Origin of the sequence: Pseudomonas sp. SB113 (genome assembly GCF_040754745.1) — a bacterium.
Classification (GTDB): Bacteria; Pseudomonadota; Gammaproteobacteria; order Pseudomonadales; family Pseudomonadaceae; genus Aquipseudomonas; species Aquipseudomonas grimontii.
In genome coordinates, this window is record NZ_JBFMHW010000005.1 from 201,623 (window position 1) to 221,843 (window position 20,221).

Here is a 20,221-nt window from a genome sequence, read left to right on the forward strand (position 1 = left end):
AAGCGGTAGTGTCGAAGGCTGTGTATCAGCCTTCGATTTCAATCAGGATTTCGCCAGGGTTCACCCGGTCGCCCTTGGCCACATGAACGGCGGTCACCTTGCCGGCAATCGCAGCCTGCACTTCGGTTTCCATTTTCATCGCTTCGGTGATCAGCACGGCCTGGCCGGCCTTGACCACGTCGCCTTCCTTGACCAGCACATCGACGATATTGCCCGGCATGGCAGTGCTGACATGCCCCGGCTCGGTGGCCTGCTTGCGCTTGCTGCTACCGCCGCCGACGAATTCGTTGAGCGGTTCGAACACCACTTCTTCCGGCATGCCGTCGATGGACAGGTAGAAGTGGCGCTTGCCTTCGGCTTTCACGCCGACACCGGTGATGTCCACGCGGTAGCTTTCGCCGTGCACGTCGATGACGAACTCGGTCGGCACGCCTTCACCACCGACACGGGCCACGCCGCCGGCTTCAGGGATAGGCAGCAGCACTTCTGGCGTCAGGGTGCCGGCATCGCGTTCTTCGAGGAACTTGCGCCCGATGTCCGGGAACATGGCGTAGGTCAACACGTCTTCTTCGGACTTGGCCAATGCGCCGATTTCGCCGCGCAGCTTGGTCATCTCCGGCTTGAGCAGGTCGGCCGGGCGCACGTCGATCACTTCTTCGCTGCCGATGGCCTGGCGACGCAACTTCTCGTTAACCGTGCCCGGCGCCTTGCCGTAGCCGCCTTGCAGGTACAGCTTCACTTCGTTGGTGATGGTCTTGTAGCGCTCACCGGCCAGCACGTTGAAGAACGCCTGGGTGCCGACGATCTGCGAAGTCGGGGTCACCAGCGGCGGGAAGCCGAGGTCTTCACGCACCCGTGGGATTTCAGCCAGTACTTCACTCATGCGGTTAAGAGCGCCCTGCTCTTTCAACTGGTTGGCCAGGTTGGAAATCATCCCGCCCGGCACCTGGTTGACTTGCACGCGGGTATCGACGGCGGTGAATTCGCTTTCGAACTGGTGGTACTTCTTACGCACCGCGTAGAAGTACAGGCCGATCTCTTGCAGCAGCTCCAGGTCGAGACCGGTGTCGAATTCGCTGCCTTTAAGGGCGGCGACCATCGATTCGGTGCCCGGGTGGCTGGTGCCCCAGGCGAAGCTGGAGATGGCGGTGTCGATATGGTCGGCACCGTTTTCGATGGCCTTGAGTTGGCACATCGCAGCCAAACCGGCGGTGTCGTGGGAGTGGATAAAGATCGGCAGGTTCTGCTCGGCTTTCAGCGCCTTGACCAGTTCACCGGTGGCGTACGGCGTCAGCAGGCCGGCCATGTCCTTGATCGCGATCGAGTCGCAACCCATGGATTCCAGCTGCTTGGCCTGGGCCACGAAGGCCTCGACGGTGTGCACCGGGCTGGTGGTGTAGGCGATGGTGCCCTGGGCATGTTTGCCGGCGGCTTTGACCGCTTCGATGGCCACGCGCAGGTTACGCACGTCGTTCATGGCGTCGAAGATGCGGAACACGTCGATGCCATTCACGGCGGCCTTGGCCACGAAGGCTTTGACCACATCGTCGCTGTAATGGCGGTAGCCCAGCAGGTTCTGGCCGCGTAACAGCATTTGCAGGCGCGTGTTAGGCAACGCGGCGCGCAGTTTGCGCAGGCGCTCCCACGGGTCTTCCTTGAGGAAGCGTACGCAGGCGTCGAAGGTCGCGCCGCCCCAGACTTCCAGGGACCAGTAGCCGACCTTGTCGAGCTTGTCGCAGATCGGCAGCATGTCGTCGGTGCGCATGCGGGTCGCCAGCAACGATTGGTGGGCGTCGCGCAGGATGGTGTCGGTTACGAAGATTTTTTTAGTCATATTCGGATCTCCTCATAGCTGCAAGTTTCAAGCTACAAGCTGCAAGTAAAAGCTGATCCGCTTTCACTTGTAGCTTGCCGCTTGCAACTTGCCGCTGTTTATTTACAGGCCTGCGTGGGCGGCGATGGCGGCGGCGATGGCCAGGGCCAGCTCTTCGGGTTTGCGCTTGATCGAGTAGTTAGTCAGCTCAGGGTGGCTTTCCACAAAACTGGTGTTGAACTGGCCGCTGCGGAATTCCGGGTTACGCAGGATTTCCTGGTAGTAAGCGGCAGTGGTCTTCACGCCTTGCAGGCGCATGTCGTCCAGGGCTCGCAGGCCGCGGTCCATGGCTTCTTCCCAGGTCAACGCCCATACCACCAGTTTCAGGCACATGGAGTCGTAGAACGGCGGGATGGTGTAGCCGGTGTAGATCGCCGTATCGGTGCGCACGCCGGGGCCGCCGGGCGCGTAGTAACGGGTGATCTTGCCGAAGCTTGGGAGGAAGTTGTTCTTCGGGTCTTCGGCGTTGATGCGGAACTGCAACGCGAAGCCACGGTGCTGGATGTCTTCCTGTTTCACCGACAACGGCAGGCCCGAGGCGATGCGGATCTGCTCGCGGACAATGTCGATCCCGGTGATTTCTTCGGTGATGGTGTGTTCCACCTGCACCCGGGTGTTCATCTCCATGAAGTACACCTCGCCCTCGGCGAGCAGGAACTCCACGGTGCCGGCGTTCTCGTAGCCCACGGCCTTGGCCGCGCGCACCGACAGGTCGCCGATGTAGGCGCGCTGTTCCGGGGTGAGTTGCGGGCTCGGGGCGATTTCGATGAGCTTCTGGTTACGACGCTGGATCGAGCAATCGCGCTCGAACAGATGCACCACGTTGCCGAAGCTGTCACCGAGGATCTGCGCCTCGATGTGCTTGGGATTGACGATGCATTTTTCCAGGAACACTTCCGCCGAACCGAACGCCTTGGTGGCTTCGGAGATCACGCGGGGGAAGGCTTGTTCGAGTTCTTCGCGGCTGTTGCAACGACGGATGCCGCGACCGCCACCACCGGACGTGGCCTTGAGCATCACCGGGTAACCAATGCGGTCGCCTTCGGTGAGGGCCTCGGCGATGTCGGCGACGTTGCCTTCGGTACCGGGCGTGACCGGCACACCGGCCTTGATCATGCTGCGACGGGCTTCGGTCTTGTCGCCCATGCGGCGAATCACTTCAGCCGAAGGCCCAATGAATTTGATGCCGCGTTCGGCGCAGATGTCTGCCAGTTCGGCGTTTTCCGACAGGAAGCCGTAGCCGGGGTGCAGCGCGTCACAACCGGTTTCCACCGCCAGGTTCACCAGCTTGCGCGGGTTCAGATAGCCGGCCAGGGGCTCGACACCAATGCTGTGGGCTTCGTCGGCACGCTTGACGTGCAACGCGTGGCGGTCGGCGTCCGAGTAAACCGCGACCGAGCGAATGCCCATCTCGGCGCAGGCACGCACGATTCGTACGGCAATTTCACCACGGTTGGCGATCAGGATCTTTTTTATCACTTGGAAATTCCCTTGAGCCGATTGCTGCGTTCTTCGACCCGTTGAAGCCGGGTCGGTGCGTGACTAAATGTTTCATGACAGTCGCGAGACACACACTAAGCCCGCTGAGGGATTAACAAAAATCAATAATTATTGGGTTAGGCATAAGCAAAAGCTTATAGTTTGCCGGACGGCCTGGGACGAGAGGATTTATATATGCGTAAGTCATTGATGAGACTGACATTGCGTCAATTGCAGATCTTCAATGAGGTGTGCGATTTGCGCTCTTACAGCCGCGCAGCCGAGGAAATGTCTCTCACCCAACCGGCCGTTAGCCTACAAATTCGCCAGCTGGAAGAGCTGATCGGCCAGCCGCTGTTCGATTATGTCGGCAAAAAGCTCTACATGACCGAGGCTGCCGAAGCCCTGCAACGGGCCAGTCGGGATATTTTCGGGCGCCTGGAAAACCTCGATATGCAGCTGTCGGACATGCAGGGTTCTTTGCAAGGCCAGCTAAAGCTCGCGATTGAGTCCAGCGCCAAGTACTTCGTGCCGCACCTGTTTGCCGCGTTCAAACGCCAGCATCCCGAAGTACAGCTGCACCTGACCGTGGTCAACCGCGCCCAAGTGATTCGGCGTCTCTCCGACAACCGCGACGACCTGGTAATCATGTCCATGGTGCCCCAGGACATGGGCCTGGAATTCCTGCCGTTCCTAAACAACCCGATCGTGGCCGTGGCCCCACCCGATCATCCCTTGAGCCGGCAAGGACCGCTGCGCTTGCAGGACCTGGAACCCTACACGCTGTTGCTGCGCGAACCGGGCTCCGGCACGCGATTGGCCTGCGAGGAGTACTTCAAGGAGAAACGCGTGCACTTCACCCAGACGGTGGAAGTGGCCTCGGCCGAGGCGCAGCGTGAATGCGTCTGCGCCGGGCTGGGCGTGGCTTTGCTGACGCGTCATGCGGTCAACATGGAACTGGCCACCGGCGGGCTCAAGGAGCTGCCGGTGGAAGAACTGCCACTGTACCGCAGCTGGTGCCTGGTGCAGGCCAAGGCCAAGCGCCTGTCACCGGTGGCCCATGCGTTCCTGGGCTTTATCCGCAGCGAACGGGTGCAGATCAGCGCGTTGGCTGAACGTTTCGCTGGGCAGCCGCGGGTGCCTGCCAGTGGAGTTCCGGGTAGTCACTGATGCTCTGCTGCAGCTGACGCTGGTCGCAGCGGTCTTCGATTGCGCGACGGAACGCCATGCGGCGCTGGTCTTCCTGCTGACGACGGGTTTTGACGGAGCTGTTGCTGTCTTCGTAGGGCCGGGCCATTTGGAGTCTCCCAATGCGAGTACGGGAGTTCAGGATGGGTTGTAGCGATGACGGTTTAACGGCGTGGGGGTTACAGGACGATGAATCTTACGAATAGGTAAACAATCCAAATGTGGGAGGGGGCTTGCTCCCGATTACGGTACATCAGCCGATTTCTCTTTGACTGACCCACTGTTATCGGGAGCAAGCCCCCTCCCACATTTTGAGCGTGTATGGCCCTGGATCAGTCGTCGAGCGCTTTGACGGACTTGGGCGACAACCGCAGGCTGCGCAAGCTGCGCTTGACGCTCTTGAGGTGGTTGACCAGGCTCGGCCCACGCGCCATGGCCACGCCCATCGCCAGCACGTCGATCACCACCAGATGAGCGATACGCGACGTCAGCGGGGTGTAGATCTCGGTGTCTTCGTGCACATCGATCGCCAGGTTGACCGTGGACAGCTCCGCCAACGGCGTCTGGCTCGGGCACAAGGTGATCAACGTGGCGCCGCTTTCACGCACCAGGTTGGCGGTGATCAGCAGGTCTTTGGAACGGCCCGACTGGGAAATGCAGATCGCCACGTCGGTCGGCTTCAAGGTCACCGCCGACATCGCCTGCATGTGCGGGTCGCTGTAGGCCGCCGCAGTCAGCAGCAGGCGAAAAAATTTGTGCTGGGCGTCTGCCGCCACCGCACCGGACGCGCCGAAACCATAGAACTCCACACGCTGGGCCTGGGACATGGCGGTCACCGCCTTTTGCAGCTCCACCGGGTCGAGCTTCTCGCGCACCTCCATCAGCGTGTGCAAGGTGGTGTCGAAGATTTTCAGGCTGTAGTCGGCGACGGAATCGTCTTCGTGGATCGCAAACTGGCCGAAGCTCGCGCCAGCGGCCAGGCTCTGGGCCAGCTTGAGTTTCAAGTCCTGGAACCCGGAGCAACCGATGGCACGGCAGAAGCGCACGATGGTCGGCTCGCTGATGCCCACGCTGTGGGCCAGGTCGGCCATGGAACTGTGCATCACGGCCGCAGGGTCAAGCAGCACGTGATCGGCAACCTTGAGTTCCGATTTGCGTAACAGGTGGCGCGACTGGGCGATATGTTGCAACAGGTTCAAAGGGCAGGACTCTTGTTATTGGCAGGGCCAGGGATGTAGCAAGCTTGTAGTTATACTACAAGAATTGCCGTTTTGCCCGTTCAACGCATGACTAAATCGCCCTGCTGGCCTCTGAATCAAAGGGCAGAGGCTTTGTAGCCTCTGGGGCGACCCAGGCGTGGTTAAGGAAAATCTGCATTTTTACGTAACAAATCTGCCAACCCCTCGGCCTCCATCGGCCGACTGATCAGGTAGCCCTGCACCTCATCGCAGCGTTCTGTACGCAGGAAATCCAGCTGCTGCTGATCTTCCACGCCTTCGGCCACCACCTTGAGCGCCAAACCGTGAGCCATCGCAATGATTGCTCGGGTAATGGCTGCGTCTTCCCGCCCCTGGCCGAGGCCGCGGATAAAGGTCTGGTCGATCTTCACGTAATCCACAGGGATACGCTTGAGGTAACTGAGGGATGAATAGCCAGTACCAAAGTCGTCGATGGCCAGCTTCACGCCAAGGTCGCGCAGTTGCTGGAAGGTCGCAATGATGTGTTCAACACTGTCGAGCAACTGGCTCTCGGTCAGTTCCAGTTCGAGGTATTGCGGATCCAGGCCGGTTTCTTCCAGTACCTGGCGCACCAGGCTGACCAACTTGCCCTGGCGCAACTGATGCACCGAGAGGTTCACCGACACACGGATCGGCGCCAGCCCTTGGCGCTGCCACTCACAGGCTTGCCAACAGGCCTGGCGCAGCACGAATTCGCCCAGCGGTACGATCAGGCCCGTTTCTTCGGCCAGGCCGATAAAGTCGCCTGGCGGCACCATGCCCCATTGCGGATGCTCCCAACGGATCAACGCTTCGGCGGCGTTCAGCTTGCCGGTGGCCAGGCACAGTTTCGGCTGGTAGAAGACCGTGAGCTGGCGCTCATCGATGGCTTTGCGCAGATGGTTTTCCAGCTGCAAACGCTCCAGGGTGCTGGCTTGCAGGCTGTCGGTGTAGAACTGGAAATTATTGCCGCCCAGGTGCTTGGCGTGCTGCATGGCCATGTTCGATTGACTGACCAACGCGGAAATTTCCCGCGCGTTATCCGGCAACAGGCTGATGCCCATCGACGCGCTCACCACCAACTCATGCCCTTCCACGGTCACCGGCACCCGTAGCTTGGCCAGCAGCCGTGTGGCCACCCGTGCCAGGCTCGACAGGTTGCCGTAGGCGTCGAACAACACGGCGAATTCATCGCCGGACAAACGCGCGATGGTGTCGGCCTCTGGCAAGGCATTGATCAAGCGACGGGCCATTTTTTGCAGCAACTGGTCGGCCACCTCATGGCCCAGGCTGTCATTAAGCAACTTGAAGCGATCGAGGTTGATATGCAGCAACGCCAGGCTGCGTCCGCCTTGGCGTACACGCTGATGGACCTCGCGCAGCCGTTCGCGGAACAGCGAGCGGTTGGCCAGGCCGGTCAATTCATCGTAGTGGGTGAGGTAGCGCATGCGTTCCTCGGATTCGCGCCGCGCTGACAGATCGGCGAAAAAGCCCACGATATGACTGACTTTTCCGCGAACATCGCGCACGACGTTCAGTTGCAGCCACTGTGGGTACAGCTCGCCGTTCTTGCGTGTTTCCACCAACTCGCCCTGCCAGGTGCCGTGGCTGAGCAAGGCTTGGCGGATCACCGGGAAGTGTCGCCTGGCATCGCGGCTGCTGGGCAGCTCCACGACGTTGCGGCCGAGCATATCGTCAATCTCAAAGCCGGTGACGCGGCTGAACGCCTGGTTGACCGCGATCAGGGCGTAGTCCGGGTCAAGGATCACGATGCCTTCGCTGGCCGCCTCGAATACGGTCGAGGCCAGCCGCTGTTGCTCTTCCAGGGCTTTGCCGGCGCTGATGTCGCGGCGGGTGCCGAGCATTCGAGTCACTCGCCCGCTCGGCGCGCGCTCCACGGCGCGACCGCGGTCTTCGATCCACACCCAGTGACCATCGCCATGGCGCACGCGGTATTCCACCTGATAATCCTCGGAGCGCCCTTTAAGGTGCTCCACCAGCGCCCGCTTGAGCAGCGGCAGGTCGTCGGGGTGCAGGCGCGGCTTGAGGTGGCCAAGCATGGCCGTGACGTACTCGGGCTCCAGGCCGAACAATTCCTTGAGTTGGGTGTGATGAACCTCGTCAGTTTGCAGGTTCCAGTCCCACAGCCCGAGCTCGCTGGCTTGCAGGGCCATGGCCAGGCGCGCCTCGCTTTTATTCAGGGCCAGGCTAGCGGCGTCCAGCTCCTGGCTGCGTTGCGCCACGCGGTCCTGCAGGCCGACTTGCGCCTCGCGCAGCTCCTGCTCAACCTGACGCCGCTGCTCGACTTCGCGCACCAGGTCCTGATTCAGCTGCTCGCTGCGCTGCTGCGCCTGCTGCAGATGCTCGATCAATGCCTGGTTCTGGAAACGCCGCAGCAGCCCGCGCTGGATCAGGCGGTTGACCTGCCACGCCACCACGCTCAGGGATGCCAGCAGGATCAAGCCGAGCACACCCCAACCTTGCTGTTGAGGGGCGCCGTTCCAGAACAGATAGACAATAGCCGGCACCAGGCACGGCAGGGCAAAGGACAGGAACGCCGGCAGGCTCACCGCGTAGGCGACGCTGGCTGACAGCGTCGCCGCACCGATCAGGCCGAACACCCAGGCCTGCTGCATAAAGCTATCCACCGGCACCAAGGCGATGGCTGCGACGGCCAGGGTCAGGCCGCTGACTGCCGACCCGAGCATGAACATGCGCCGCCAGATGGGTTGGGCCTGGCGACTGGGCATAGCCGAATCAAAGGCCGCCACCTGGATCACACGCATCGCCACCAGGGCCAGCAGCCAGACCAGCCAGACGCTGTCCAACAGGTATTGCTTGGGGTTCCACAGCAGCCAGGCGCAGACCAGGCCGTTGACCAACATTAATAACGTGGGCAGCAATGAGCCCTGATACAGCAGGCGTGTGCGCTCGACCGCCATCTCGGTGGCGTAATGTTTGCGGATAACCTGCGCGGGCGCCGCCGAGGGGCCGAGCAGGTCGGTGCTGAGGGTCATAGGCAGTGTTCTTATAATGGTGAGCCCGAAACGTCGACGGAGCATACACAAGCAAGCGCTCGGGCCAAACTGCTCCAGATCATAAAAAGCACCCCGTGATCAGCCGCAAACCTTGGTGCCAGACCCCTTGAGCGAGGCCCTGCGCGGGCTGTGGCCCATGACTTACCGGTCATCAGCCCTGCCGGAATGTTTGCCCGGCCGGGACCACGCGAGACGTTTTGCGTCGACCACCCGGCATTGGGATTTGCCCGAGTCCCCTTAGGCCCCTAGAATGCGCCGATGCGCGATGATCTCTCTCTTTTGCTGAACTCCCTCAACGATGCCCAACGCCAGGCCGTAGCGGCCCCCGTTGGCCGTCAGTTGGTCCTGGCCGGTGCTGGCTCCGGTAAAACCCGAGTGCTGGTGCACCGTATCGCCTGGTTGATCCAGGTCGAGAACGCGTCCCCGCATTCCATCCTGTCGGTGACCTTCACCAACAAGGCCGCCGCCGAGATGCGCCACCGCATCGAGCAGTTGATGGGCATCAGCCCGGCCGGCATGTGGGTCGGCACCTTCCACGGCCTGGCGCACCGTCTGTTGCGGGCGCACTGGCAGGAAGCGGGCCTGGCCCAGACCTTCCAGATCCTCGACAGCGATGACCAGCAACGCCTGGTCAAGCGAGTGATCCGCGAGCTGGGCCTCGACGAACAGCGTTGGCCGGCACGCCAGGCCCAGTGGTTTATCAACGGCCAGAAAGACGAAGGCCTGCGCCCGCAGCACATCCAGGCCAGCGGCGATTTGTTCCTGGCTACCATGCGCAGCATTTATGAAGCCTACGAGGCCGCTTGCGCACGCGCCGGCGTCATCGATTTCTCCGAGCTGCTGCTGCGCGCCCTCGACCTGTGGCGCGACAATCCGGGCTTGCTGGCCCATTACCAGAAACGCTTCCGTCACATTCTGGTCGACGAGTTCCAGGACACCAACGCCGTGCAGTACGCCTGGTTGCGCCTGCTGGCCAAGGGCGGCGACAGCCTGATGGTCGTGGGCGACGACGACCAGTCGATCTACGGCTGGCGTGGCGCGAAAATCGAGAACATCTACCAGTATTCCGAGGACTTCCCGGACGCGGTCACCATCCGCCTGGAGCAGAACTACCGCTCCACCGCCGGTATCCTCAAGGCCGCCAACGCCTTGATCGCCAACAACACCGGGCGCCTGGGCAAAGAGCTGTGGACCGACGGCGGCGAAGGCGAAGCCATCAACCTGTACGCCGCGTTCAACGAGCACGATGAAGCGCGCTACGTGGTGGAAACCATCGAAAGCGCGCTGAAAACCGGCCTGGCGCGCAGCGACATTGCGATCCTGTACCGCTCCAACGCCCAATCGCGGGTGCTGGAAGAAGCGTTGCTGCGCGAGCGCATCCCGTACCGTATCTATGGCGGGCAGCGCTTCTTCGAACGGGCGGAAATCAAGAACGCCATGGCTTACCTGCGCTTGCTCGAAGGCCGTGGCAACGATGCGGCACTGGAGCGGGTGATCAATATCCCGGCCCGTGGTATCGGCGAGAAAACCGTCGAGGCGATTCGCGACCATGCGCGCCATGCCGATGTGTCGATGTGGGAGTCCATGCGCTTGCTCATCGCCAATAAAGGCCTGACTGGGCGTGCTGCTGGCGCGCTGGGGGTATTTGTCGAGTTGATCGAGAACCTCGCCGCCAAGTGTTCGGAAATGCCCCTGCACTTGATGACCCAGACGGTGATCGAGCAGTCCGGGCTGATTGCCTATCACGAAGCGGAAAAAGGCGAGAAAGGCCAGGCCAGGGTAGAAAACCTTGAGGAACTGGTCAGCGCCGCCCGCGCATTTGAAAACACCGAGGAGGACGAAGAGCTGACCCCGCTCGCCGCCTTCCTCGGCCATGCGTCCCTGGAAGCCGGCGACACCCAGGCCGATGAGCATGAAGACAGCATCCAACTGATGACGTTGCACAGCGCCAAGGGCCTGGAGTTCCCGTATGTGTTCCTGGTGGGCATGGAAGAAGGCCTGTTCCCCCACAAGATGAGCCTGGAAGAGCCCGGTCGCCTTGAAGAAGAACGCCGCCTGGCCTACGTGGGCATCACCCGCGCGATGCAGAACCTGGTGATGACCTACGCCGAGACCCGACGGCTGTACGGCAGCGAGACCTACAACAAGGTGTCGCGCTTCGTACGTGAAGTGCCGAAGGGCCTGATCCAGGAAGTGCGCCTGTCCAACAGCGTCAGCCGCCCGTTCGGCGGCGGCCAGCAACAGAACTCCAGCAGCATGTTCGCCGGTTCCGAGATTCCGGAAACGCCGTTCAGCCTGGGCCAGCAGGTCAAGCATGCGATCTTCGGCGAAGGGGTGATCCTCAACTTCGAAGGCGCCGGTGCCCAGGCCCGCGTGCAGGTGAACTTCGCCGAAGGCAGCAAGTGGCTGATGATGGGCTACGCGAAGCTCGAAGCTGTCTGAAACATTTGCCTACATGAAGGTTATTGGCCCGCCCTTGTTTTTAACGAGCGCGGGCCAATATCTGTAATAAGTCCTACAGGCCATTCTGATTCGGTCTTACGCAAAAGCCCGAAACATTATGTCGCTAGCCACTGTCACTACACCTGTGCAACATGGCGCGCGTGCAATCCACAAATGGGAATTCCCTTTATGAAACGTTTTCTTAGCATCGCCATGGCGTTGTGCATCGGCCTGACGATGAGCCTCGACGCCAACGCCAAACGCTTCGGTGGCGGCAAAAGCTCGGGCGCGGCGCCGACTCACCAGACCAGCCAAATGGCTCCATCCGCCGGTGCAGGCGGTGCTGCCGCTACTGCAGGCGCAGCCGGTGCTGCTGGCGCCGCGGCCAAGGCCGGCGGTGCTTCGCGCTGGTTGGGCCCTCTGGCCGGTATCGCGGCCGGTGGCCTGCTCGCATCCATGTTCATGGGCGGCGGCTTCCAAGGTATGCAGATCTTCGACATCCTGATCATGGCGGTCATCGCCTTCCTGGTCTTCCGTTTCATCGCCGCCCGTCGCCGCAAGCAGCAGGAGCAACTGGCTCCAGCTGGCGCGCCGATGCAGCGTGAAGTGTTCGAACAGAAGCCAGCCATGGGTTCGATCTTCGGTGGTTCGGCAGCGCCTGCTGCAGCCCGCCCGGTGATCAACGCACCGGCGTGGTTCAACGAAGAGCGTTTCGTCGAAGCGGCCCGCAGCCACTTCCAGTCCCTGCAGCAGCACTGGGACGCCAACGAAATGGACAAGATCTCCGAGTTCGTGACCCCGCAACTGCTGGAGTTCCTCAAACGCGAACGCGCCGACCTGGGCGAAGGCTTCCAGTCGACCTATATCGACGACCTGCACGTCCAGTTGGAAGGTGTGGATGATCGCGCCGACAAGACCATCGCCACCCTGACCTTCAGCGGTGTGTCGAAGACCTCGCGTTTCGACCAGGGCGAAGTGTTCAGCGAAAGCTGGAACATGGAACGCGCCCAGGGCGACAACCAGCCATGGCTGGTCGCCGGTATCCGTCAGAACGGCTGATACCTACGCGCTTGAGCAAGCCGTAACAAAAAACCCCGGACCTGTCCGGGGTTTTCTATTTCACGGTTGCACTTATAGCGAGCTACTGTATAAAACCCCCCTGTAAACCGCGCCATCAGCAAGAGGATCCCGGACGTGGAAGAAATCATCGAACAATTGCGTGAAGCCAACGAACCGGTCCCGGTTCCTCTGGAACTACCTGATGAAGATCAGTTGGTGGAAATCGAAGAACAGCTGTTCATCGACATCCCGTTTGTCTTCCGTGAATTCCTGCTGACCGTCAGCGATGTGGTGTATGGCAGCCTGGAGCCGGTGACCGTCACCGACCCGCAGTCGCACACTTATCTGCCGGACGTGGCCGCCAACGCCTGGGATGCCGGTGTTGACCGCAGCATGATCCCGATCTGCCAGGACGGTGACGACTACTACTGCGTCGAGGAAGACGGCACCGTGGTGCTGTGGTCCGGCGAAGAAGAACTCGTCACCGAGGAAACCTGGGAATCGGTGTGGCATTGGGCGCGGGACGTCTGGCTGGAAAGCTGAGACCTGATCCCTGTGGTGAGCGGGCTTGTCCCGCGCCAGGCCGCGCAGCAGCCCCCATCAGTGCTCCGGCGTATCCTTGTGGTTATCCAGCGTCTCCAGCAAGGCGACCTGCATCCGCGTATGCACGCGGATGAACCATCGCCAGAGCACGGCCGCCACCGCCGCCGTGACCACGGCAATCAATACCAGCAACTTGTTGGTCGGCAGAATACTGGCCGACAAGGCTGCCAATAGCACAAAGATCACCAGCAGCGACAAAATCGGGATCAGCTCCGCAATCACCCGTCGCACACGCTGGGTATGTCGCCCGGCCATCTCCGGTTTCACGCTCATCTCCGCCAGCAACATCGACAGCGCCTTGAGCTTGCGGTACGCCGCAATCAGGAACGGCAGCGACAACAGCAATGCCCCACCCCAGATCAACGCCTTCTGCCAGCTTGGATCACTGATCCAACCTTCCAGATACCCACCAATGCGCACCGCGAAAAAGCTTCCGGCGAAGAAAATCGCGATCACCAGGGCCAGGTTCACGCCCACCTGCAGGATGATCTTGCGGATCATCGACGCCAGCATTGCGCCCTCGCCTTGCGGCTGAATACTGCGCAACCATTCGCCGTACATGCCAAACACCCGGCTCATACGCTTGGGCATCACGGCGGCGATCTTCAATGACAAGGGGTCGGCGCCGCGAATCAGGTACGGCGTGAGCAACGTGGTAATCGCCGAAACGGCCACCGCCACCGGGTACAGGAAGTCGCTGGTGACCTGCAAGGTCATGCCCAGCGCAGCGATAATGAAGGAAAACTCGCCAATTTGTGACAGCCCCATGCCTACGCGCAGTGAGGTACGGCCGTCATTGCCGGCGATAAAGGCACCCAGGCCGCAGGACAGCATCTTGCCCAGCACCACGGCCACGGTGATCACCGCGATCGGCCAGGCGTATTGCAGGAGGATCTGCGGGTCGATCATCAAGCCGATCGCCACAAAGAAGATTGCGCTGAACATGTCGCGAACCGGTTCGATCAGGCGCTCGATCTTCACCAATTGCCGGGACTCGGCCATGATCGCGCCGATCAGAAACGCCCCCAGCACCATGCTGTACTCCAGCTTGACCACCAGCAGGCAGAAACCGAAACACAGGCCCAGTACGGTGATCAGCAGCATTTCATTGCTTTCGAACTTGGCCACGTAGGCCAACAGGCGCGGCACCAGCAAAATACCGATGACCAACGCAACAATCATGAACAGCGAGAGCTTGCCGACCGTGGAGAACACCTCGCCGGAACTCACCGTACCGCTGACGGCGATGCTCGAGAGCAAGGCGATGATGCCGATGCCGAGGATGTCTTCCACAATCAGCACGCCAAAAATCAGTTGGGCGAAGCGCTGGTTTTTCATCTTCAGGTCATTGAGCGCTTTCACAATGATGGTGGTGGAGGAAATCGCCAGGATCGCGCCGAGGAACAGCGAGTCCATGGTGTTCCAGTCGAACCAGCGGCCAATCTCGTAGCCGATCCAGATCATCAGGATGATTTCCAGGAAGGCCGCGATAAACGCCGTGGCCCCCACCTTGAACAGCTTGCGCAGGCTGAACTCCAGGCCCAGGCAGAACATCAGGAAGATGACCCCCAGCTCGGCGAGGGTCTTGATGGTGTCTTCGTCATGGATCAGGCCGAACGGCGGTGTATGCGGGCCAATGATGAAGCCGGCGACGATGTACCCCAGCACCACGGGTTGCTTGAGGCGGTGAAACAGGACGGTGACCACCCCTGCCACCAGCATGATCACGGCCAAGTCCTGGATAAAGCTGATGGCGTGCATGGCGAGGGGCTCCTTGAGGGTACTGGCGCTTTTCCCACTTCCGCACGCGCCTTTGAAAAATCGCAAAGTGCGGAAGGAAAAGTCTGCCTTGATCGTAAGAAATGCCCTGAGATGGGCTTTTGAAGGTTAACACCGCGACTTCCGCCGGAAAGCCGGTGCAATATATGGAAACAGATCGGTGAACGCGTGACGGCAAGCCGTCCACCGGCGTCCCGTAAGGGATGGCGCTGCAAAGATTCCAGCACCCGCAGAGGTGCCCCCCAACCAATGCCTACAACCCGTGAGTGTGCTATGGAACCCGGAAACGCCCAGCTGTCGATGACGGTATTGATGACCCCTGACATGGCCAACTTCTCAGGCAATGTCCACGGCGGCACCTTGCTCAAGTACCTCGACGAAGTGGCCTACGCCTGCGCGAGCCGTTATGCCGGTCGCTATGTGGTGACGCTGTCGGTGGATCAGGTGATTTTTCGCGAGCCGATCCATGTCGGCGAGCTGGTGACATTCCTTGCATCGGTCAACTACACCGGCAATACGTCGATGGAAGTGGGCATCAAGGTGGTGACCGAGAACATCCGCGAGCGCTCGGTACGGCATACCAACAGCTGCTTCTTCACCATGGTGGCCGTGGATGACCAGCGTAAACCCGCCGCCGTACCGCCGCTGCAACCGCACAACAGTGAAGACAAGCGCCGGTTCGTGCAGGCCCAGCAGCGCCGGCAGATCCGTCAGGAGCTCGAGAAGCGCTACCAGGAAATCAAGGCTGACGCGCTGTAAGTCCGGGACTGTAAACCCAATCAAAATGTGGGAGGGGGAGCAAGCCCTCTCCCACATTGGGTTTTGCGTACTTACAGGCCGATCGGCGTCGCCTCAAAACGTACGCGAGGATGGGCGATGCGGTCCTGGGCACGAACCAGTTCCAGCTCGTAGCTGGCACAGGCCTGGGTTTCCAGCAGCACTTCGTGCACCGCCGCTGCCGTGAACTCAAAAGCCGCCAGCAGGCTGTCGCCCAACAACACCCGCGCCAGGAACAGCCCTGACGTCAGGTCGCCCACGCCCACCGGTTGGCGCGGGAACGCCAGCAGCGGCCGACGCAGGTGCCAGCTGCCCTCGGCGCTTACCAGCAGCATCTCGAAACCTTCCGGCAACTTTCCCGGGTAATCCAGGTGCTTGACCAGTACCGCCTTCGGGCCACGCGCCAGCAACGCCTTGGCCATGCCCAGGCAATCGAACAGCGATTGCGGCTTGCGCCCGGCAAAGCTGTCCAGTTCCAGCTGGTTGGGGCACAGGAAGTCGGCCATCGCCGCGGCCTCATCCAGCAGGAAATCGCTGACTTCCTGCGGCACGATGCAGCCCTTTTCCGGATGGCCCATCACCGGGTCGCACAGGTACAGGGCCTTGGGATTGATGGCCTTGATGCGCGCCACACCGGTAAGAATCGCGCGGCCCTGATCCGCACTGCCCAGGTAGCCAGACAGGATCGCATCGCAGTTGCCCAGCTCGCCGATGGCGGCAATGCCTTCCACCAGCGCAGGAATCTGCTGCGGCGCCAACACTTCGCCCGCCCACTGGCCATACTGCGTATGGTTGGAGAACTGCACCGTGTTCAGCGGCCAGACATTCACCCCGACCCGCTGCATGGGGAACACGGCGGCGCTGTTTCCGGCGTGGCCAAAGACCACATGAGACTGGATCGCAAGCAGATGAGGTGTGCGTTTCATGCAGGGGATTTCCGTAAAGCCATTGAAATTCTGGCCGCGCAGTATGCGACTAAACGCAGCCTGTACGACAGGCCGACGACACAGTTAAGCTGCTCTCACTTTGTTGGAGTTTTTCGCATGCTGACCCTGGGAAACATCTTCGTGTTGATGCTGCTGGCGACCGGCGCCGCCTGGGTATGGCACAACCACGGCCTGCGAGAACGGGCGCTGGCGCGGGTCAAGCAGCATTGTGCCAAGCTCGATATCGAATTGCTCGACGGCGCCGTGGCGTTGAAGCGCATCGGTTTTGTGAAGGATGCCAACGGTCGGCGGCGTCTGGCGCGCATCTACAATTTCGAGTTCACCGTCACGGGCGAGACCCGTCACAGCGGAACCATCACCCAATTCGGCGCCCACAGCGCGCACATCGAACTGGCGCCCTACCCGTTCGAAGCCAAGGAGGCGCCGCCCAGCGCCAATGTGATCGAGCTGAGCCAGTGGCGCCAGGACCACGCGACCAAGAACCGTCAGTAACGGCAGGCGGCCAGTGCGACCTGCAACGCGGCCACGTCCTGTGGTGCACTGAAGATCAATTCGATACGTGAGTCGCGACGCCATTCGCTGGGTTGCCAGGCAAGCGGGCTGTTATCCACAGCGTTGGCCGAGATCCACCCATCACGGCTGTGGATAACCAGTTTGGCGCGGCGCCACTCAAGCGATGTCAGCCACCGGTGCAGACGCTCGGTATCGAATTGCTGGCTCGGGTGCCAGCGCCAACCGATACTCCAACCGCCCTCCTGGGCCTGGCTCAGGCAGATCGGCAATGCTGGATCGCTCCAGATAGCCGGCAATTGAGCCAACCCGTTGGGCACCGCGAAGTTATCCACAGCGGCTTCAGCCTGCGCATTCAAGCCAGGCAGTCTGCCAAGCGGCACATGCGCCTGGCGCGTCCAATAAATGTCGCGGTCGGGTAGCTGTCGCTCGATAGCCTCGCGTTGCGCAGCATCCAGCCCCTCATCCTTGTTCAACACCAACAACCCGGCACCCACCAGGGCCTGCTGCTGCGCGGGCGGCAAGGGTTTGCCCACTGCCAGCGCCTGGGCATCCAGCACCAGCACACAGGGCTGAACTGCCAGCACCTGCTGCCATGGCGCTTCGCGTAACTGCTTGAGCAACTGCGCAGGATGGCCCAGGCCCGAGGGTTCGATAAACAACCGATCCGGCTTGGCCTTACGCAACAACCGGCCCAGGCCTACCTGGAACGGTGCGCCATTCACACAGCAGAGGCAGCCACCGGCGACTTCACCGAGGGCAATGCCGTCGTCATCCAGGGTCAGCAGTGCAGCGTCCAGGCCAATCTGGCCGAACTCGTTGATCAACACCGCCCAGCGCTCGTTGGCCGGGCGTTGGGCGAGCAGGTGCTTGATCAGGCTGGTCTTGCCGGCGCCCAAGGGCCCGGCAATCACGTGGGTGGGAATGTTCTGTAGCATGAGTGCCATCGTTCGGACCGTGTAGAGCGTTTGATCCTACGCGGTTACGCGAGCCAATCCAGCGTCAGAATCAATCGACGCTCATCCGCTTTCAGCGCGGGGGAGCGATGGATCAGGCCGTAGCCTTCGTTGCCATGCCACTTGGTGCCTTTGAGCAGGGCCACTTCACCGCACTGGATCTGTTCGATGCGCTCGCTCGGTTCGGCATCCGGTTGGCTGAGCTTACGGCGGTCCATCACCCCTTCGCGCAACCACTGGCTGCCGATGCCGGCGTAGGTGGTGATCAGCCGCACCGGCACATGGTCAACGTGAAAACGCGGGCACATGGCTTTATCCATCAACCGCAGGCGCACACCGATGCGCTTGGCGCCGAGCAAGCACGCAAAGGCGCTGACCAGCCACGACACATCGGCGATAAAACCTTCGTAGCCTTCAAGATCGCGGCAGCTGGACGCCAGACCGAGCAAGTTCGGCTCGGCGTTTTCGCTGTTGAGTTCAATCACCAGGGACTCGGCCAACGGCTCATTGAGCGCCACCAGCAAGGCGCCGAACTCGGCGATATGCAGCGGCAATTGGCGCTGCCACAGTGCCAGGTTCACGCCGTCTTCGAGAATATCGGACAGCGCCAGCGGAGTTTCACCACGGGTCTGGCGAATCACGGGGCGCAAGGGCATCAGCGGTGCCAGCATCAGGCGGCCTCTTCATACCAAGGACCAAACGGATCAGCCAGCAGGCGCCAACCTTCGACGCCCAGGGCCATTTCTTCATCGGTGAGCAAGCACGCGTCCAATTCAGCACGCATCTGCGCGAAGTCGATGTTTTGCCCGATAAACACCAGTTCCTGCCGGCAGTCGCCGGTACTGAGTTGCCAGTTACCCATGATTGCGGCGACGCTTTCTTCGTCTTGGGGCCATTGGCTTTTCGGTACAAAGCGCCACCAGCGTCCGGCAAACCCGTGGCGCATCAAGCCACCGGCCTGGGACCAACTGCCCGCATCCTGATGCTTGCTGGCCAGCCAGAAAAAGCCCTTGGAACGCAGCAATTTACCGTTGACCCAAGGCCGGTCGATAAAGTCGTAGAAGCGTTGCGGATGGAAGGGCCGGCGTGCGCGATAAGCGGTGGAGGCGATGCCGTATTCTTCGGTTTCCGGCACATGTTCACCACGCAACTCCTGCAACCAGCCCGGCGCTTGCGCGGCACGCTCGAAGTCGAAGCGGCCAGTGTTGAGGATCTTGTGCAGCGGCACTTCGCCCATGACCATCGGGATGATTTCCGCCTGGGCGTTGAGGCGTTCAAGGATCGCCATCAACTCTTCGCGCTCACAGCTGCTGATCAGGTCGATCTTGCTGATCAGGATCACGTCGGCGAATTCGATCTGCTCGATCAACAGATCGGTGATCGAGCGTTCGTCTTCCTCACCGAGGGTTTCGCCCCGTGAGGCGAGGCTTTCGGCGGCCTGGTAGTCGAGCAGGAAGTTCATGCCGTCGACCACGGTGACCATGGTGTCCAGGCGCGCGATGTCGGCCAGGCTTTGCTCGTTTTCATCGCGGAAGGTGAAGGTTTCAGCCACCGGCAACGGCTCGGAAATACCGGTGGATTCAATCAGCAGGTAATCGAAGCGACCTTCCTTGGCGAGTTTTCCGACTTCCTCGAGCAAGTCTTCACGCAAAGTGCAGCAGATGCAGCCGTTGCTCATCTCCACCAGTTTTTCTTCGGAGCGGTTGAGGGTGACGTCACGCTGCACCTCGCTGCCGTCGATGTTGATTTCGCTCATGTCGTTGACGATCACCGCCACCCGCAGGTTTTCGCGGTTGCGCAGGACGTAGTTGAGCAGCGTGCTTTTACCGGCGCCGAGAAAGCCGGACAACACGGTAACGGGGAGACGATTGGGCATCAGGTAATCCTCATCAGGGTTGGCCGGTCAAATCGCCCGTTTATGGCGTTCGCGCAGCTCTTCACGTTCTTTGGCTTCGATACACAGGGTGGCGGTGGGGCGCAGCAACAGGCGTTGCAGGCCGATGGGCTCACCGGTTTCGCGGCACCAGCCGTATTCGCCACGGGCGAGCAGTTCGAGGGCGTCGTCGATCTTGTCGAGCAGCTTCTTTTCCCGCTCCAGCAGGCGCAGTTGCCACTGGCGTTGCTCTTCGGCGCTGCCTACATCGGCCGGGTCGCTGTTGGGTTCCTGCTCGCGCAGCACCAGGAATTCGCCCTCGATACGCACCTGTAGTTCATTGCGCTGGGTCAGCAGCAGTTCGCGGAAAAAGCCCTGCTGGGCTTCATTCATGTAGTCGGCGGGCGGTTGGGCCAGCAGGTCTTGTTCGGTCATCGGGTGCGGTTCACGGGTCAGGCTGTGATTTTATGTTATAGTATA

General features: G+C 61.1%; 17 protein-coding genes. 6 read left to right on the forward strand and 11 right to left on the reverse strand.

The genetic code is table 11. The annotated features are described in order from the left end of the window. Nucleotides 1-25 precede the first annotated feature (25 nt). Together oadA and AB1462_RS09075 are read right to left on the reverse strand one after the other, a co-directional pair. The gene (gene oadA / locus AB1462_RS09070) at nucleotides 26-1,834 is read right to left on the reverse strand and encodes a sodium-extruding oxaloacetate decarboxylase subunit alpha (RefSeq protein ID WP_090401371.1); all 1,809 of its coding nucleotides are present in this window, start codon (nucleotides 1,832-1,834) and stop codon (nucleotides 26-28) included. Nucleotides 1,835-1,936: 102 nt separating this feature from the next. After that, nucleotides 1,937-3,352 carry an acetyl-CoA carboxylase biotin carboxylase subunit gene (locus AB1462_RS09075; protein ID WP_090401370.1) on the reverse strand — a complete coding sequence of 472 codons (1,416 nt, stop codon included), beginning with the start codon at nucleotides 3,350-3,352 and terminating at the stop codon, nucleotides 1,937-1,939. Nucleotides 3,353-3,547: 195 nt separating this feature from the next. Here AB1462_RS09075 and AB1462_RS09080 point away from each other — a divergent pair, with 195 nt between their 5' ends. Then, complete coding sequence (locus tag AB1462_RS09080) at nucleotides 3,548-4,522, forward strand: LysR family transcriptional regulator (protein WP_315335395.1); 975 nt, start codon at nucleotides 3,548-3,550, stop codon at nucleotides 4,520-4,522. On the opposite strand, the gene AB1462_RS09085 is transcribed toward AB1462_RS09080, so the two are convergent. The 3 genes from AB1462_RS09085 to AB1462_RS09095 all read right to left on the reverse strand — a co-directional run bounded on the left by AB1462_RS09085 (nucleotide 4,452) and on the right by AB1462_RS09095 (nucleotide 8,774). Next, nucleotides 4,452-4,649 carry a PA3496 family putative envelope integrity protein gene (locus AB1462_RS09085; protein WP_074848013.1) on the reverse strand — a complete coding sequence of 66 codons (198 nt, stop codon included), beginning with the start codon at nucleotides 4,647-4,649 and terminating at the stop codon, nucleotides 4,452-4,454. The two genes, AB1462_RS09080 and AB1462_RS09085, sit on opposite strands and share 71 nt — an antisense overlap. 223 nt (nucleotides 4,650-4,872) lie before the next feature. Next, nucleotides 4,873-5,739: a transcriptional regulator HexR gene (gene hexR, locus AB1462_RS09090; protein WP_010168370.1), complete on the reverse strand. Its 867-nt coding sequence runs from the start codon at nucleotides 5,737-5,739 to the stop codon at nucleotides 4,873-4,875. A gap of 161 nt (nucleotides 5,740-5,900) precedes the next feature. Next, nucleotides 5,901-8,774 carry an EAL domain-containing protein gene (locus tag AB1462_RS09095; RefSeq protein WP_367246601.1) on the reverse strand — a complete coding sequence of 958 codons (2,874 nt, stop codon included), beginning with the start codon at nucleotides 8,772-8,774 and terminating at the stop codon, nucleotides 5,901-5,903. A gap of 279 nt (nucleotides 8,775-9,053) precedes the next feature. Between AB1462_RS09095 and uvrD the strand changes: the two genes are divergently transcribed. The 3 genes from uvrD to AB1462_RS09110 all read left to right on the forward strand — a co-directional run bounded on the left by uvrD (nucleotide 9,054) and on the right by AB1462_RS09110 (nucleotide 12,839). Beyond that, complete coding sequence (gene uvrD / locus AB1462_RS09100; RefSeq protein ID WP_131697706.1) at nucleotides 9,054-11,237, forward strand: DNA helicase II; 2,184 nt, start codon at nucleotides 9,054-9,056, stop codon at nucleotides 11,235-11,237. A gap of 189 nt (nucleotides 11,238-11,426) precedes the next feature. Continuing rightward, nucleotides 11,427-12,296 (forward strand): Tim44 domain-containing protein, encoded by an 870-nt coding sequence (locus tag AB1462_RS09105; RefSeq protein WP_090401366.1) that lies wholly within the window; start codon nucleotides 11,427-11,429, stop codon nucleotides 12,294-12,296. 135 nt (nucleotides 12,297-12,431) lie between these two features. Next, on the forward strand, nucleotides 12,432-12,839 hold the full coding sequence (locus AB1462_RS09110; protein ID WP_017739032.1) for an SMI1/KNR4 family protein: 408 nt from the start codon (nucleotides 12,432-12,434) through the stop codon (nucleotides 12,837-12,839). 57 nt (nucleotides 12,840-12,896) lie between these two features. Here the strand turns inward: AB1462_RS09110 and AB1462_RS09115 are convergent, their stop codons facing one another. Beyond that, the gene (locus AB1462_RS09115) at nucleotides 12,897-14,660 is read right to left on the reverse strand and encodes a cation:proton antiporter (RefSeq protein WP_053127534.1); all 1,764 of its coding nucleotides are present in this window, start codon (nucleotides 14,658-14,660) and stop codon (nucleotides 12,897-12,899) included. 291 nt (nucleotides 14,661-14,951) lie between these two features. On the opposite strand from AB1462_RS09115, the gene AB1462_RS09120 reads away from it, so the two are divergent. Continuing rightward, on the forward strand, nucleotides 14,952-15,437 hold the full coding sequence (locus tag AB1462_RS09120) for an acyl-CoA thioesterase (protein ID WP_003177014.1): 486 nt from the start codon (nucleotides 14,952-14,954) through the stop codon (nucleotides 15,435-15,437). A gap of 71 nt (nucleotides 15,438-15,508) precedes the next feature. On the opposite strand, the gene pdxY is transcribed toward AB1462_RS09120, so the two are convergent. Continuing rightward, the gene (pdxY, locus tag AB1462_RS09125; protein ID WP_090401365.1) at nucleotides 15,509-16,381 is read right to left on the reverse strand and encodes a pyridoxal kinase PdxY; all 873 of its coding nucleotides are present in this window, start codon (nucleotides 16,379-16,381) and stop codon (nucleotides 15,509-15,511) included. 117 nt (nucleotides 16,382-16,498) lie between these two features. Between pdxY and AB1462_RS09130 the strand changes: the two genes are divergently transcribed. Continuing rightward, the gene (locus tag AB1462_RS09130; protein WP_090401364.1) at nucleotides 16,499-16,894 is read left to right on the forward strand and encodes a DUF3301 domain-containing protein; all 396 of its coding nucleotides are present in this window, start codon (nucleotides 16,499-16,501) and stop codon (nucleotides 16,892-16,894) included. Here the strand turns inward: AB1462_RS09130 and AB1462_RS09135 are convergent. From AB1462_RS09135 to dksA, 4 genes are read right to left on the reverse strand one after another with little or no spacing between them, the layout of a single operon-like run. Continuing rightward, entirely contained in the window at nucleotides 16,888-17,850 is a 963-nt protein-coding gene (locus AB1462_RS09135) for a GTP-binding protein (protein WP_367246638.1), read from the reverse strand. The genes AB1462_RS09130 and AB1462_RS09135 overlap by 7 nt on opposite strands. A 44-nt stretch (nucleotides 17,851-17,894) precedes the next feature. Next, nucleotides 17,895-18,539 carry a DUF1826 domain-containing protein gene (locus AB1462_RS09140; protein ID WP_367246602.1) on the reverse strand — a complete coding sequence of 215 codons (645 nt, stop codon included), beginning with the start codon at nucleotides 18,537-18,539 and terminating at the stop codon, nucleotides 17,895-17,897. Further along, nucleotides 18,539-19,744 (reverse strand): zinc metallochaperone GTPase ZigA, encoded by a 1,206-nt coding sequence (gene zigA / locus AB1462_RS09145; protein ID WP_090401361.1) that lies wholly within the window; start codon nucleotides 19,742-19,744, stop codon nucleotides 18,539-18,541. Before zigA ends, AB1462_RS09140 begins: the two co-directional genes overlap by 1 nt. A gap of 27 nt (nucleotides 19,745-19,771) precedes the next feature. After that, nucleotides 19,772-20,176, reverse strand: a complete 405-nt coding sequence (gene dksA, locus AB1462_RS09150) for an RNA polymerase-binding protein DksA (protein ID WP_090401360.1) — start codon at nucleotides 20,174-20,176, stop codon at nucleotides 19,772-19,774. Nucleotides 20,177-20,221 lie beyond the last annotated feature (45 nt).

What these genes read in the sequence shown, in the direction of transcription:
- AB1462_RS09120 (WP_003177014.1), top strand. Translation starts at nt 14,952, where the DNA reads ATGGAACCCGGAAACGCCCAGCTGTCGATGACGGTATTGATGACCCCT.
- dksA (WP_090401360.1), bottom strand. Translation starts at nt 20,176, where the DNA reads ATGACCGAACAAGACCTGCTGGCCCAACCGCCCGCCGACTACATGAAT.
- AB1462_RS09085 (WP_074848013.1), bottom strand. Translation starts at nt 4,649, where the DNA reads ATGGCCCGGCCCTACGAAGACAGCAACAGCTCCGTCAAAACCCGTCGT.
- AB1462_RS09080 (WP_315335395.1), top strand. Translation starts at nt 3,548, where the DNA reads ATGCGTAAGTCATTGATGAGACTGACATTGCGTCAATTGCAGATCTTC.
- AB1462_RS09105 (WP_090401366.1), top strand. Translation starts at nt 11,427, where the DNA reads ATGAAACGTTTTCTTAGCATCGCCATGGCGTTGTGCATCGGCCTGACG.
- pdxY (WP_090401365.1), bottom strand. Translation starts at nt 16,381, where the DNA reads ATGAAACGCACACCTCATCTGCTTGCGATCCAGTCTCATGTGGTCTTT.
- AB1462_RS09130 (WP_090401364.1), top strand. Translation starts at nt 16,499, where the DNA reads ATGCTGACCCTGGGAAACATCTTCGTGTTGATGCTGCTGGCGACCGGC.
- zigA (WP_090401361.1), bottom strand. Translation starts at nt 19,744, where the DNA reads ATGCCCAATCGTCTCCCCGTTACCGTGTTGTCCGGCTTTCTCGGCGCC.
- uvrD (WP_131697706.1), top strand. Translation starts at nt 9,054, where the DNA reads ATGCGCGATGATCTCTCTCTTTTGCTGAACTCCCTCAACGATGCCCAA.
- oadA (WP_090401371.1), bottom strand. Translation starts at nt 1,834, where the DNA reads ATGACTAAAAAAATCTTCGTAACCGACACCATCCTGCGCGACGCCCAC.
- AB1462_RS09115 (WP_053127534.1), bottom strand. Translation starts at nt 14,660, where the DNA reads ATGCACGCCATCAGCTTTATCCAGGACTTGGCCGTGATCATGCTGGTG.
- AB1462_RS09140 (WP_367246602.1), bottom strand. Translation starts at nt 18,539, where the DNA reads ATGCTGGCACCGCTGATGCCCTTGCGCCCCGTGATTCGCCAGACCCGT.
- AB1462_RS09095 (WP_367246601.1), bottom strand. Translation starts at nt 8,774, where the DNA reads ATGACCCTCAGCACCGACCTGCTCGGCCCCTCGGCGGCGCCCGCGCAG.
- AB1462_RS09135 (WP_367246638.1), bottom strand. Translation starts at nt 17,850, where the DNA reads ATGCTACAGAACATTCCCACCCACGTGATTGCCGGGCCCTTGGGCGCC.